Origin of the sequence: Mycolicibacterium holsaticum DSM 44478 = JCM 12374 (assembly GCF_019645835.1) — a bacterium.
GTDB classification, from domain to species: domain Bacteria; phylum Actinomycetota; class Actinomycetes; order Mycobacteriales; family Mycobacteriaceae; genus Mycobacterium; species Mycobacterium holsaticum.
On sequence record NZ_CP080998.1, the window covers coordinates 1,838,737 to 1,852,695 of the forward strand.

At 67.5% G+C, this 13,959-nt stretch carries 13 protein-coding genes; 10 read left to right on the forward strand and 3 right to left on the reverse strand.

The genetic code is table 11. The features are described from left to right. The first annotated feature begins 8 nt into the window (after positions 1-8). A complete protein-coding gene (locus tag K3U96_RS08915; RefSeq protein WP_069403743.1) occupies positions 9-1,583 on the forward strand; it encodes a helicase HerA-like domain-containing protein in 1,575 nt (524 codons plus the stop codon). Positions 1,584-1,666: 83 nt separating this feature from the next. Here the strand turns inward: K3U96_RS08915 and cmrA are convergent, their stop codons facing one another. After that, complete coding sequence (gene cmrA / locus K3U96_RS08920) at positions 1,667-2,473, reverse strand: mycolate reductase (protein ID WP_069403744.1); 807 nt, start codon at positions 2,471-2,473, stop codon at positions 1,667-1,669. Positions 2,474-2,498: 25 nt separating this feature from the next. Here cmrA and K3U96_RS08925 point away from each other — a divergent pair, with 25 nt between their 5' ends. After that, positions 2,499-3,821 carry an MFS transporter gene (locus tag K3U96_RS08925; RefSeq protein WP_220692763.1) on the forward strand — a complete coding sequence of 441 codons (1,323 nt, stop codon included), beginning with the start codon at positions 2,499-2,501 and terminating at the stop codon, positions 3,819-3,821. Here K3U96_RS08925 and K3U96_RS08930 read toward each other — a convergent pair. Continuing rightward, the gene (locus K3U96_RS08930; RefSeq protein WP_220692764.1) at positions 3,818-4,585 is read right to left on the reverse strand and encodes an MmpS family transport accessory protein; all 768 of its coding nucleotides are present in this window, start codon (positions 4,583-4,585) and stop codon (positions 3,818-3,820) included. The genes K3U96_RS08925 and K3U96_RS08930 overlap by 4 nt on opposite strands. Positions 4,586-4,783: 198 nt before the next feature. Between K3U96_RS08930 and K3U96_RS08935 the strand changes: the two genes are divergently transcribed. The 3 genes from K3U96_RS08935 (at position 4,784) to K3U96_RS08945 (ending at position 7,130) form a co-directional block, all read left to right on the forward strand. Next, a complete protein-coding gene (locus K3U96_RS08935) occupies positions 4,784-6,625 on the forward strand; it encodes an alpha/beta hydrolase family protein (RefSeq protein WP_220692765.1) in 1,842 nt (613 codons plus the stop codon). A gap of 93 nt (positions 6,626-6,718) precedes the next feature. Next, on the forward strand, positions 6,719-6,946 hold the full coding sequence (locus tag K3U96_RS08940) for a hypothetical protein (protein ID WP_069403746.1): 228 nt from the start codon (positions 6,719-6,721) through the stop codon (positions 6,944-6,946). Between the two features lie 31 nt (positions 6,947-6,977). Next, positions 6,978-7,130 carry a hypothetical protein gene (locus tag K3U96_RS08945; protein ID WP_165614087.1) on the forward strand — a complete coding sequence of 51 codons (153 nt, stop codon included), beginning with the start codon at positions 6,978-6,980 and terminating at the stop codon, positions 7,128-7,130. 63 nt (positions 7,131-7,193) lie between these two features. Here K3U96_RS08945 and K3U96_RS08950 read toward each other — a convergent pair whose 3' ends face one another. Then, positions 7,194-7,793 carry an SACE_7040 family transcriptional regulator gene (locus K3U96_RS08950; protein ID WP_069403747.1) on the reverse strand — a complete coding sequence of 200 codons (600 nt, stop codon included), beginning with the start codon at positions 7,791-7,793 and terminating at the stop codon, positions 7,194-7,196. A gap of 69 nt (positions 7,794-7,862) precedes the next feature. Between K3U96_RS08950 and K3U96_RS08955 the strand changes: the two genes are divergently transcribed. Genes K3U96_RS08955 through K3U96_RS08975 form a run of 5 tightly spaced genes read left to right on the forward strand, consistent with a single transcriptional unit; the run spans position 7,863 to position 13,942 of the window. Continuing rightward, positions 7,863-9,413 (forward strand): carboxyl transferase domain-containing protein, encoded by a 1,551-nt coding sequence (locus tag K3U96_RS08955; protein WP_069403748.1) that lies wholly within the window; start codon positions 7,863-7,865, stop codon positions 9,411-9,413. Positions 9,414-9,418: 5 nt separating this feature from the next. Further along, positions 9,419-11,407, forward strand: coding sequence for an acetyl-CoA carboxylase biotin carboxylase subunit (locus K3U96_RS08960; protein ID WP_372515069.1), 1,989 nt, complete (start codon positions 9,419-9,421; stop codon positions 11,405-11,407). Then, positions 11,404-12,627, forward strand: coding sequence for an acyl-CoA dehydrogenase family protein (locus tag K3U96_RS08965; protein WP_220692767.1), 1,224 nt, complete (start codon positions 11,404-11,406; stop codon positions 12,625-12,627). Before K3U96_RS08960 ends, K3U96_RS08965 begins: the two co-directional genes overlap by 4 nt. Beyond that, a complete protein-coding gene (locus K3U96_RS08970) occupies positions 12,624-13,124 on the forward strand; it encodes a MaoC family dehydratase (protein WP_069405023.1) in 501 nt (166 codons plus the stop codon). Before K3U96_RS08965 ends, K3U96_RS08970 begins: the two co-directional genes overlap by 4 nt. Continuing rightward, positions 13,124-13,942 carry an HpcH/HpaI aldolase/citrate lyase family protein gene (locus K3U96_RS08975; RefSeq protein WP_220692768.1) on the forward strand — a complete coding sequence of 273 codons (819 nt, stop codon included), beginning with the start codon at positions 13,124-13,126 and terminating at the stop codon, positions 13,940-13,942. Before K3U96_RS08970 ends, K3U96_RS08975 begins: the two co-directional genes overlap by 1 nt. Positions 13,943-13,959 lie beyond the last annotated feature (17 nt).

The following is a 13,959-nucleotide window of genomic DNA, read 5'->3' on the forward strand; positions in this document are numbered from 1 at the left end:
TTTCGACCATGACGACTGAGCCGACGGGCACCTCCGCTCAGCAGATCGCCGCCGGATACGCCATCGAAGGCCAGGCGCTTGAGCTGGGCGCGGTCGTCGTGGACGGGGTGTGTGACCCGTCTGCGCAGGTCCGCATTCCGCTGGCGACGATCAACCGGCACGGCCTGGTCGCAGGCGCCACCGGGACGGGCAAGACCAAATCCCTGCAACTGATCGCCGAACAACTCTCCGCTGCGGGCGTGCCGTGCCTGATGGCCGACGTGAAGGGCGACCTGTCGGGGCTTTCGCGGCCGGGGCAGGCCGGCGACAAGATCGACCAGCGGGCCGCCGACACCGCCGACAGCTGGACACCCACCGCGTACCCGGTCGAGTTCCTCACGCTCGGCACCAGCGGCGGCGGGGTGCCGGTACGCGCGACGATCTCCAGCTTCGGCCCGATCCTGCTCTCAAAGGTTTTGGGCCTCAACAAGACCCAGGAATCCACCCTCGGGCTGATCTTTCACTGGGCCGATCAGCAAGGGTTGCCGCTGCTGGACCTCAAGGACCTGCGGTCGGTCATCTCCTACCTCACCAGCGACGAGGGCAAGCCCCTGCTGAAATCGCTCGGTGCGGTGTCGACGACGACGGCCGGGGTGATCCTGCGCGCCCTGGTGAACCTCGAGGCCGAGGGCGGTGACACGTTCTTCGGCGAACCCGAGCTGGAGCCCACCGACCTGTTGCGCTTCGACGAGCAGGGCCGCGGCGTCATCACCCTGCTCGAACTCGGCAGCCAGGCCACCCGGCCGGTGCTGTTCTCCACCTTCCTGATGTGGGTGCTGGCCGACCTGTTCACGTCGTTGCCCGAGGTCGGCGACCTCGACAAGCCCAAGCTGGTGTTCTTCTTCGATGAAGCGCACCTGCTGTTCACCGACGCGTCCAAGGCGTTCCTCGAGCAGGTCGAACAGACCGTCAAGCTGATCCGATCCAAAGGTGTCGGCGTGTTCTTCTGCACCCAGCTACCCACCGACGTCCCCAACGACGTGCTCTCCCAACTCGGTGCGCGCATCCAGCATGCGTTGCGCGCGTTCACCCCCGACGACCAGAAGGCGCTGTCGCGAACCGTGCGCACCTACCCGAAAACCAAGGTGTACGACCTGGAGTCGGCGTTGACATCGCTGGGTATCGGCGAGGCGGTTGTCACCGTCCTCTCAGAGAAGGGCGCGCCGACACCGGTGGCCTGGACCCGGATGCGGGCGCCGCGGTCGCTGATGGACACCATCGGCAACGACGCGATCACCGCCGCCGCCAAGGCCAGCCCACTGCAGGCCGAGTACGGGCAGACCGTGGACCGCGACTCGGCCTACGAGCGGCTGGCCGCCAAGCTCGCACCGCCGCCTGACGTGGCCGCCGCACCCCCGGAAGTGCCGGTACCGGAAATGCCGATGCCCGTGCCGCCGATGCCCGCCCCGCCCGCGGAGCCGGGCATGCTGGAGAAGATGATGGACAGCCCCGCGTTCAAGAGCGCGATGCGCTCGGCGGGCACCGTCATCGGCCGCGAGATCACCCGCAGCATCTTCGGCACCGGGCGCCGTCGCAGGCGCTGATCGGCAGACCGCGCCGAAATAGCATTCCGGGCTGTGATTTCGGTGAATCGACGACCTGGAATGCTATTTCGCGGCAACAGCGCTCAGCCGCCTGCGAGTTTCTTGTACACCGCGCCCACGATCGGCGTGACGATCGCGCGCGGACTGTAGCCGCTGGCCACCGACATCGCCTTGGACGTCACGCCGGGCACCACCCGCATCTTGTTGTGCTCCAAGCCATCCAGCGACAGCTTCGCGGTGTACTCGGTGGAGATCCACAGGAAATCGGGGATCAGCTTCTCGACGAGCGACTGTTCTTCCTCCGAAGGTAGGGTTTCACGCACCGGGCCGGGCGCCAACAGCGTGACGTGCACGCCGACACGTTTGAGCTCACCGCGCAGCGACTCGCTGAACGTGTTGACGAACGCCTTGCTGGCCGCGTAGGTGGCGTTGTTCGGAATCGGTGAATTGCCCGCCGCTGAACCGGAAATCAGGATGCCCCCGGCCCGACGCTGCACCATCCCCGGCACCACGGCGAGCACAAGGTCATGCACGCCAAGGACATTCAGCTGAACCTGGGCTTTTTCCCCGGCCGGATCCAATTCGGCGACCGGGCCGAACGTCGCGGTGCCTGCATTGGCGCACAGGATGGAGATGTGGCGCGCGGCCAGCTCGTCACAGAACTCGGCGCGCGCCGCCGGGTCGGCCAGGTCCACCGCACGCACCTCGACCGTCACGCCGTAGCGTTCGGTGATCCGCTGTGCCAGCGACTTGAGCACGTCCTCGCGGCGAGCCGTGACGATGAGGTGGTGCCCGCGGGCGGCGAGCTCGATGGCCAACGCCTCACCGATGTTCTGCGACGCGCCGGTGACAACAGCACGGGCGTCCGCGGTGGGAGCAGGTACTGGCATGGGGCGGACTATATCGTGGGCCAGCATGAGCGACACCCGCCCGGCGGCGGCGCCGCAGCTCGCGGCCAAACGGCAGGTGTTCGCGTGGGCCCTGTGGGACTTCGGCGCGACGGGGTTGAACGCGATCGTCGTGACCTTCGTGTTCTCGGTTTACCTGACCAACGCCGTGGGCGACGACCTACCGGGGGGCGCCAGCCCCGCGAGCTGGCTGGGCTGGGCGCTGGGGGGCGCCGGCCTGGTGGTCGCTCTGCTGGCCCCGGTGACCGGGGTGTGGGTCGACGCACCGTGGCGGCGCCGCCGCGTCCTGGGAGTGCTCAGCGGCCTCGCGCTGCTGCTGACCGCGGCGATGAGCCTGATCGGCGACGACTACCAGTACCTGCTGCCCGGGCTGCTGCTGCTGGCCGGCGCGTCGGCCTGCAACGAGTTGGCGACGGTGCCCTACAACGCGATGCTGCGTCAGCTGTCCACCCCCAAGACATCGGGTCAGATATCCGGATTGGGCCTCGGACTTGGCTATTTCGGCAGCGTCGTCTTGCTGCTGATCGTCTACTTCGGTTTCGTCTCCGGCGACGGTGACACCCGTGGCCTTTTGGGGCTTCCGATCGAGGACGGCCAAAATGTCCGGGCCGCAATGCTGTTGACCGCCGTCTGGTTCGGGTTGTTCGCGCTGCCGGTCGTCATCGCGGTGCGAAGCCCGGGGCACGGGGCGCAGCCCAGCGTCAGGGCCGGTTTCTTCAGCGGATATCGCACCCTGTGGACCGAGATCAGCGCCGAGTGGCGGCGCGACCACAACGTGGTCTACTACCTGATCGCCAGCGCCGTGTTTCGCGACGGGCTCACCGGCATCTTCGCGTTCGGCGCGGTGCTGGGCGTGAACGTGTACGGCGTCTCGGCGGCCGACGTGCTGCTGTTCGGGGTCAGTGCCAGCGTCGTGGCCGCTGTCGGCGCCGTGGCAGGCGGACTGCTCGACGACAGGTTCGGCGCCAAGGCCGTCATCGTCACCTCGCTGACGGCGATGATCGCCGTCGGCATCACGCTGATGGTGCTGTCCGGGCCGTTGGCGTTCTGGGTCTGCGGGCTGCTGCTGTGCCTGTTCATCGGGCCGACGCTGTCGGCGGCGCGGACGCTGATGCTGCGGATATCGGCCGAAGGCAAGGAGGGCATCGCCTTCGGTCTCTACACCACCACCGGCCGAGCCGTGTCGTACCTGGCGCCGTTTCTGTTCTCGACGTTCATCGCCGTATTCGGTAGCGATCGCGCAGGCATGGGCGGGCTGCTGGTGGTGCTGCTGGCCGGTCTGCTGGCGATGCTGGCCGTGCGGGTGCCGCAGCGCGCGACGACGGGTTAGCCGAGCGCCGTGCAGATGGTCAGCCCGGCGCCGGTGCGCTGCTCGACGACCGCGCCGTTGACCGTGATCGAGCAGGACACCTCGCGGCCGACGTTGATGATGCTGATACTCGCCGAACCCTCTGCCGGCGCGGCCAATTGAACTTGCTTACTCCACGGCAGCATCACGTTGAACTCGGTCTGCAACATCCCGCCGGAATCGACGTAGGTGATGTTGATCGCGCGACCGCTACCGGTGACGTTGTAGAGCACCGTTTCGGTCGCCCGCGGGCCCGTGGTCCCGGTCGGCGGTGGGGTGCGGGGCACTGTGGGCGCCGGCACCACCGGGACGGTGGGCCGGGGCGGCGTGGTCGTCGGCGTCCGGGTGGTGAACCTGGGCTCCTGCATCGAGGGCGGTGCGACGACGGTTTCCTGCCGGGATCGGTTCACGTTGACGATCACCAGGGCGACGACCAGCCCCACGACGGTCACCACCGCGACACCGGCCAGCACCCACAACCACCGCGGCGCCTCGGGCTCCTCTGGCGGTGGTTCGTCGATCGGCGCGCCGGGCGGCGGATACTGCTGCCCGTACTGTCCGGCGGTGTAGGGGTCATAGCCGTAGGGCGAATACCCCGTCATCTGCTCGGTCGGCGCGGGACCGACCGGCGCCTGGTAGGTGGGGCCGTAACCCGCCTGGCTCGCATAAGCCGGATCGACATAGCCGGTGTAACCGCTGCTCTGCGGCTGAGACGGGTCGGGCCCGTCGCGGCGTGAATCCGTCATGCCCACCTCATGGCTGCGAGGGTACCTGTGCGAGCGCTCAAACCCCGCCGCCGCGATCTGCAAGCCTCTCATCAGCCCCGCTGACGCCGACGAGCGACGCTGCGACCTGGCACTTCTACGTGCCGGGTCGCAGCCGACGCTGGGCTATGGACAATACGAGGGGTGGGGCAACAGGTTCGCCGGGTCTACGGAGCGTCGATGTCGCCGGACGCGACCGCGTTCGCGCACCTCGTCGACGACGGCGGCTTTCCCCGCGCGGTGCAGCGCTTCCTGCGCGGCTGGCGCGCGACGTCCTCGCGTGACGTCGAACTGCCCGTCGAGGGACCCGTCACCCGGGTCATGCACTCCGCCGACGGGCATTGGCTGGCGTGTCAGGTCGCCCCCGAAGGCAGCACCCGAAGCCAGATCTGGGTCGTGACAACTGATCCCGACGACCGTGACGCGCGGCGCATCGATTCGTGGCCCGAGGGCGCCCAGGAGGGCACCGCCGAGCTGATCAATTGGGACGGTACCCAGGTGGCGGCGATCCTGACCGGCGATGACGGCGTCGGAAGTTCCTGTCTGATCGACCCCGCCACCGGCGAGACCACCGTGCTGGACCGACGCTCCAGTGGTCGGCTGGTCGACGCCTGGGCCGGGGTAGCGCTGGTGCGCGTCGGCCCGCGTGGGTACCGGGATCTGATCATGCTGCGCGCCGGAATCGAGATCATGCTGCTGCCATACGATCCCGGCTCCACCACGGACACCGGGCTCATCCTCGACGACCATTTGCCGCGCCGGTTACGCTCCGGTCCCGAAGGGGAGTTCACCGAGAGATACCAGCCCGCAACGGAGTTCGAGGATGACAGCACCGAGGGCTATGTGCGTGCCCTTATCCGCAGTGAGAACGGTGCGGAATACGCGCGTCTGCTCGAAGTCACCGCCACCGCAGACGGGGTGACCTATCAGGTGCTCGCCGAGCGCGCCGAACACGAACTCGACGAGTTCACCGTCAGTGACGACCTTTCGACGGTGGCCATGCTGTGGAACATCCATGGTGCCAGCGAATTACAGATCCTCGAACTGGCCGATAACACACTGCACGACCCGATTCCGTTGCCCGGCATGGTGGCCAGCCAGCTGAGCATCAGCGCGGGCGGGTCGATGCTGGCGATGACGGTCGAGGGGCCGTCATCGCCGCCGACCGTCGAACTGGTCGATCCGCGCACGGGGGAGTGGGAGCTCGTCGACCGCGAGCCCAGCCTCGGGCCGGTGAGCACCGACCCGACGTTGGAGACCATCACCGCTCGCGACGGGCTGAAGTTCAGCGGTTGGTTGTTCCGCCCGCCGGACGGGGTGGACCCGATCGGGGCGATGCTGTTCCTGCATGGTGGACCCGAGGGCCAGGGCCGGCCCGGCTACAACGAATTCTTTCCGGCGTTGGTGGAAGCCGGGATCACGGTGTTCCTGCCGAACGTGCGGGGCTCCGGCGGGTTCGGGCGCACCTTCATGCACGCCGACGACAAGGAACGCAGGTTCGCCGCCATCGACGACGTCGCCGACGCCGTCGACTTTCTCGTCGAGCACCACCACGCACCCGCCGACCGCATCGCATGTTGCGGATGGTCCTACGGTGGCTACCTCACCCAGGCCGCGCTCACCTTTCACCCGAGCCTGTTTGCCGCGGGCATCAGCATCTGCGGTATGAGCGACTTGAACACGTGGTACCGCAACACCGAACCGTGGATCGCCGCGGCGGCTTATCCCAAGTACGGCCACCCCGTCAGCGACCGGGACCTGCTGGCGGCGCTGTCTCCGTTGCAACGGGTGCAAGAGCTCGTCGCACCGTTGCTACTCGTGCACGGTGCGAACGACACCAACGTGCCGCCCAGTGAATCTCAGCAAATGTTTGACGCGTTGCGAGCATTGGGCCGCACCACGGAATACCTGGTTTTCGACGACGACGGTCACGAGATCGATAAACGGGAGAACCGCGCTGTGCTGCTCAAAGCCATGAGCGAGTGGCTTCTCGCAGCGTTTTCACCTTCCTTGCACCGTTGACGCAGTCGGTGCGCTTCGGAGGTTTACCGCAATTGGCGCCAGGGTAAATCACAGCTACGCCAATGGCGGTGACCACACGGATGGAGGCGCAGCATGCGAGGAATTATCGGTGTCGTCGTACTCATTTGGTTGCTGATCGGTGTGTTGGCCGCCTATCAGCGCGGTTATTTTCAGACCGGCGATGCCAACTGCGCCACGGCGGCGCGGACGGCCTTGACGGTTCTGGTCGGGCCGCTCAACTACGCGGGTGTGAACCCGAAGGTTGATTGCAACATCCCCGAGCCCAGCGCTTCGGGGCTCTATCCCAAAGCTGTTGCCTGACAGCGGCAGCTAATAACGAAGGAGTGGCGTGATGATTGTGCTCGGAATCGTCCTGGCGGTGTTGGGATATTTCCTGTGGACGCCGTTGATGTATGTCGGCATCGCGTTGATCGTCATCGGCGCGGTGTTCTGGCTGCTCGGCAGCGTCGGGCGCCCGGTCGCCGGCCGGCGTGCCTGGTATTAACCCCGACGTCGGACGCGGCGGTCACCCATCACGGGTGGCCGCCGCTGTCGTTGCTGGGCACCGTTACGTCAGCGCTGCCAACGTCATTGCGCGCAGCACGTCACGGGAGCGTGCCGGTTCGATCCCGTTGGCGCCGTGCGCCTTGAGCGCATGGGGTGTGGAGTTCATCAAGCCGAACGCCGCATGGGCCATCAGCCGCGCCTCCTTCTCCATGACGCCGCGGTGCCTTAGTTGCTCCACCCAGATCTCCACATACTGACGCTGAGCCTTGCGCACCTGACGCTTCGCAGGAGCGGGTAGATGCGCCAGATCGCGGTCCTGGATACGGATCAGGTCCGGTTCCCCGAGCGCGAAGTCGAGATGGAAGTCGACCAGACCGTCCAACGCCTCGTGCGGGTCGCCGGCTTGTTCGACGACCGCTCTGGCGCCGGCCAGCAGGCGCGTGCTGATGCCCACCAGCAGTTCGACCAGCAGCGCTTCCTTGTTCGGGAAGTGCCGGTAGATGGCCGGTCCGCTGACCCCTGCGGCCGACCCGATGTCCTCGAGGCGCACGGCAAGGTACCCGCGGTCGGCGATCAACCGCTCAGCGGCCGCGAGCAGCTTCCCGCGACGATCGGACTTGCGTCGGCTGCGGGGCGTTTCAACGCGAGCGACGGTGGACATTTCGGTTAATGATAACTAACATCCACTTCGGTTAGTCGCCATTAACTCAACTGAAACGGGTTTCCCTCGATGGCAACGCGGGTTTCACATCGCGAGAAGCATGTCGAACTCGTCGAGCAGCTGCGGGCCAAACTGGCCACCGCCGCGCTCGGCGGATCCGAACGTGCCCGCGAACGACATGTCAGCCGCGGCAAGCTGCTGCCGCGGGACCGCGTCGACGGTCTGCTCGATCCGGGCAGCCCGTTTCTGGAGGTGGCCGCGCTGGCCGCCGACGGCATGTACGACGACGAGTGCCCCGGCGCGGGCATGATCGCCGGGATCGGCCGGGTGTCCGGGCGCGAGTGCATGATCGTCGCCAACGACGCCACCGTGAAAGGCGGCACCTACTATCCGGTCACGGTCAAGAAGCACTTGCGTGCCCAGGAGATCGCCGGACAGAACCGGTTGCCGTGCATCTATCTCGTCGACTCCGGCGGTGCGTTCCTGCCGCGCCAAGACGAGGTGTTCCCCGACCGTGAGCACTTCGGCCGGATCTTCTACAACCAGGCCAACCTGAGTGCGCAGGGCATCGCGCAGATCGCCGCGGTGCTGGGATCATGCACTGCGGGCGGTGCGTACGTGCCCGCGATGAGCGACGAAGCCGTCATCGTGCGCAACCAGGGCACCATTTTTTTGGGCGGCCCACCGCTGGTGAAGGCCGCCACCGGTGAAGTGGTGACCGCAGAAGAACTCGGTGGCGGGGACCTGCACTCCAAAACCTCCGGGGTGACCGATCATCTGGCACACGACGACCGCGACGCGCTGCGCATCGTCCGACGCATCGTGGCGACGTTGGGCCCGCGTGCCGAACCGCCGTGGGACGTAACGCCGACGGTCGACCCCGTGGCCGATCAGACCGAACTCTACGACGTCGTGCCGGTGGACTCGCGGGTGCCCTACGACGTGCACGAGGTGATCACGCGCATCGTCGACGGCGGCGAGTTCTCGGAATTCAAGGCCGATTACGGCAGCACGCTGGTCACCGGGTTCGCCCGCATCCACGGCCATCCGGTCGGCATCATCGCCAACAACGGGGTGTTGTTCAGCGAATCCGCACTGAAGGGCGCGCATTTCATCGAGCTGTGTGACAAGCGGGTCATCCCGCTGCTGTTCCTGCAGAACATCTCCGGCTTCATGGTGGGCCGTGACTACGAGGCAGGCGGAATCGCCAAGCACGGCGCCAAGATGGTCACCGCGGTGGCGTGCGCGCGAGTGCCCAAGCTGACCGTCGTGATCGGCGGGTCCTACGGTGCGGGCAACTATTCGATGTGCGGTCGGGCCTACTCGCCGCGGTTCCTGTGGATGTGGCCCAACGCCCGGATCTCGGTAATGGGCGGCGAACAGGCCGCCTCGGTGCTGGCGACGGTGCGCGGTGAGATGACCCCGGAAGAGGAGGAGAACTTCAAGGCCCCGATCCGCCAGCAGTACGAGGACCAGGGCAACCCCTACTACTCGACAGCGCGGCTGTGGGATGATGGGGTCATCGACCCCGCCGACACCAGAACGGTGCTGGGCCTGGCGCTTTCAATCGCCGGGCAAGCCCCGCTCGACCCGGTTTCCTACGGCGTTTTCCGGATGTGATGAACGTGGCTGCTCTTCACACAGTGCTGGTCGCCAACCGCGGCGAGATCGCGGTGCGGGTCATCCGCACGCTGCGCGCGATGGGAATCCGGTCGGTCGCGGTCTTCAGCGACGCCGATGCCGGCGCGCGCCACGTCACCGAGGCCGACACCGCGGTGCACATCGGCCCCGCGCCCGCGCGCGACAGCTACCTCGACATCGACGCCGTCATCGCCGCGGCGAAGCGCACCGGCGCCCAGGCGATCCACCCCGGTTACGGATTCCTCTCGGAGAACGCACAATTCGCGGCTGCGCTGCAGGACACCGGCATCGTGTTCATCGGGCCGCCCGTCGCCGCGATCCAGACGATGGGCGACAAGATCGCGGCCAAGGCGGCCGTGTCGGCCTTCGGGGTTCCCGTCGTGCCCGGGATTTCGCGGCCCGGTCTGACCGACGCCGACCTGATCGCCGGGGCCGAGGACGTCGGATATCCGGTTCTGGTCAAGCCGTCGGCCGGCGGCGGCGGCAAGGGCATGCGCGTCGTGCAGGAGGCCGCGGAGTTGCCCGCCGCGCTCACCAGCGCACGACGCGAGGCCGGCGCCGCGTTCGGCGACGACACCCTGTTCCTCGAACGCTACGTGCTCAATCCGCGGCACATCGAGGTGCAGGTGCTCGCCGACGGATACGGCAACGTGGTGCACCTCGGCGAACGCGAATGCAGCCTGCAGCGGCGCCACCAGAAGGTGATCGAAGAAGCACCGTCCCCGCTGCTCGACGCGGCGACGCGGGCGCGCATCGGCGCGGCGGCCTGCGACACCGCGCGCAGCGTGGACTACACCGGCGCGGGCACGGTGGAGTTCATCGTGTCCGCCGACCGCCCCGACGAGTTCTTCTTCATGGAGATGAACACCCGCCTGCAGGTCGAACATCCGGTGACCGAGATGGTCACCGGCATCGACCTCGTCGAACAGCAGGTGCGCATCGCGGCGGGCGAGAAACTGCCGATCACCCAGGACGACGTCATCATCACCGGCCACGCCATCGAGGCGCGGGTGTACGCAGAGGATCCCGGCCGTGGCTTCCTGCCGACCGGCGGCGACGTGCTGGCGCTTGCCGAACCCCGCGGGCCCGGCGTCCGGGTCGATTCGGGTCTGATCCGCGGTTCGGTCATCGGCAGCGACTACGACCCGATGCTGTCCAAGGTGATCGCACACGCCGCCGACCGGCCCGACGCCATCCGGGCGCTCGACGCGGCGCTGGCCGACACCGCGGTGCTCGGGGTGATCACCAACATCGAGTTCCTCCGTTTTCTGCTCGCCGACGCCGACGTCGTCGCGGGCCGTCTGGACACCGGGTTGCTCGACCGCCGCGCGCCGCACTTCCAACCCGCGCCCGCAGGCGACGAGGCGTTGATCGCCGCGGCGGCCTACAACTGGCTGCGCGGCTGGACCAATCCGGCGGCCGATCTGTGGGCGGTGCCGTCAGGTTGGCGGGTCGGCGAGCGGGCGCCGACAACGTTCCGGCTGAGCTCCGGTGCGCGCACCGACCACGTATACCTCACCGGCAGCCCTTCGGCGGCCAGCGCCGCCGTCGAACACGGTGAATCCCACTCGCTGACCGCGTCATTGGACGGTGAGCGGCTTGCGGTCACGCTGGACGGGCTGCGCACCGACTACCTTGTCACCACCACCGACGGCCAGATCTGGTTGGCCGGCGCCGGGCGCACCGCCATGGTCGAAGAGCTGCGTGAGGCGCCGGTCCGCGCTGACGACGAACTGTCCGGCGATGCCGAGCTGACCAGCCCGATGCCCGGTTCAGTTGTCGCCGTTGGTGTATCGGACGGTCAGCGGGTCGATGCCGGCACCGTGGTCGTCACCGTGGAGGCGATGAAGATGGAACACGCGCTGACCGCACCCGTCGACGGTGTGGCCGAACTGCTGGTCGCCGCGGGCGAACAAGTGAAGGTGGGCCAGGTGCTGGCCCGGATAACGGCAAGCAAGGAGCCGCAGGCATGACCGACTTTCTGTCGACGGGCACGCTGCCCGACCACTACGAGCAACTGGCCAAGACCGTGCGCGACTTCGCGCAGTCGGTGGTGGCGCCGGTTTCGGCGAAACACGATGAGGAGCACTCGTTTCCGTACGAAGTCGTCGCCGGGATGGCCGACATGGGGTTGTTCGGCCTTCCGTTCCCCGAGGAGTACGGCGGCATGGGCGGCGACTACTTCGCGCTGTGCCTGGCGCTCGAGGAACTCGGCAAGGTCGACCAGAGCGTGGCGATCACGCTCGAGGCCGGGGTGTCGCTGGGCGCGATGCCCGTCTACCGGTTCGGCAGCGACGCGCAGAAGCAGGAGTGGCTGCCGCTGCTGGCCAGCGGCAAGGCGCTCGGCGCGTTCGGCCTGACCGAACCGGGCGGCGGCAGCGACGCCGGCGCGACCAAAACCACCGCCAAGCTGGACGGGTCAACCTGGGTGATCAACGGCAGCAAGCAGTTCATCACCAACTCGGGCACCGACATCACCAAGCTGGTGACGGTCACCGCGGTCACCGGGGAGACCGGTTCCAGGGGGCAGGAGCGCTGGGCCCACGCCCGAAGGGCAGGGGACGACTCGGGGGAAGGAGCGAGCAAGAAGGAGATCAGCTCGATCCTGGTGCCCGTCCCGACACCGGGTTTCACCGCGGAACCGGCCTACAACAAAGTCGGCTGGAACGCCTCGGATACCCATCCGCTGAGCTTCGACGATGTGCGGGTGCCCGAGGAGAACCTGCTCGGTGAACGCGGCCGCGGCTACGCGAACTTCCTGCGCATCCTCGACGAGGGCCGCATCGCCATCGCGGCGCTGTCGGTGGGAGCCGCGCAGGGCTGCGTGGACGAGAGCGTCAAGTACGCCAAGGAGCGTGAGGCGTTCGGCCGCCCCATCGGCGCCAACCAGGCGATCGCGTTCAAGATCGCGCGGATGGAAGCCCGCGCGCACACAGCACGCGCCGCCTACTACGACGCGGCGGCGATGATGCTGGCGGGCAAGCCGTTCAAGAAGGCCGCCGCGGTCGCCAAGATGGTGGCCAGCGAGGCCGCCATGGACAACGCCCGCGACGCCACCCAGATCTTCGGCGGCTACGGGTTCATGAACGAGTACCCGGTGGCCCGCCACTTCCGCGACAGTAAGATCCTCGAGATCGGAGAGGGCACAACGGAAGTGCAGCTGATGCTGATCGGAAGGGAACTCGGTCTGTGAGCGGAGAAGACGCCCCCAAGAAAGTCGTAACCCAGCGGGGCCTGTGGTACGAGGAGTTCGAGATCGGGGTGGTGTACCAGCACCGGCCTGGCCGCACGCTCACCGAAGCCGACAACGTGCTGTTCACCACGCTGACGATGAACACCCAGGCGTTGCACCTCGACGCGGCGTTCTCCGATGCGCTGCCACCGTTCAATCAGCGGCTGATCAACTCGATGTTCACGTTGTCGACGTTGGTCGGCCTGTCGGTGGCGCAGCTGACCCAGGGCACGATCGTGGGCAACCTCGGGTTCTCCGAGATCGCGTTCCCGAAGCCGCTGTTCCATGGGGACACCCTCTACGCCGAAACCGAGATCACCGACAAGCGCGAGTCCAAGAGCCGGCCCGGTGAGGGCATCGTCACGTTCGCCCACACCGGACGCAATCAGCACGGCGACATCGTGGCCACCGCGTCGCGCAAGACCATGGTGCGGATGCGCCCGGAGGGCGAATCCTGATGGCGATCGACAAGGCCGGCCCCGGCTGGCTGTTCTGCCCGGCCGACCGGCCCGAGCGATTCGAAAAGGCCGCAGCCGCAGCCGATGTCGTGATTCTCGACCTCGAGGACGGGGTGGCGGCCAAAGACCGCGAGGCGGCCCGTAAGGCGCTGATCGACACCCCGCTTGACCCCGCCCGCACCGTCGTGCGGGTCAACCCGATCGGAACACCTGACCATCAGTTGGACGTAAAGACTTTGGCGGCAACCGATTACACGACGGTGATGCTGGCCAAGACCGAGGCCGCCGAGCAGGTGGCCGCACTGGCGCCGCTGGATGTGGTGATCCTGGTCGAAACCCCGATCGGCGCGCTCAACGTGGTTGAATCAGCGCGCGTCGACAACGCGTTCGCGGTGATGTGGGGCGCGGAGGATCTGTTCGCCGTCACCGGCGGCACCACCAACCGCTGGCCCGACGGCACCTACCGCGACGTCGCCAGGCATGTGCGGTCGCAAAGCCTGCTCGCGGCCAAGGCCTACGGGCGGCTGGCGCTGGACTCGGTGTATCTGGACATCAGGGATCTCGACGGTTTGCGGGCCGAAGCCGATGACGCCGTCGCGGTCGGGTTCGACGCCAAGGTGGCCATCCATCCCACCCAGGTGGCGGTGATCCGGGCCGCCTACACGCCCACCGATCAACAGCTCGACTGGGCGCGCCGCGTGCTCGACACGGCCCGCGACCAACGGGGCGTCTTTCAGTTCGAGGGCATAATGGTGGATGCCCCAGTGCTGCGGCGAGCAGAGCGCATCGTCGCGTCGGCGCCACACCCCGGTAGCTGACGGACGGACCCCCAACC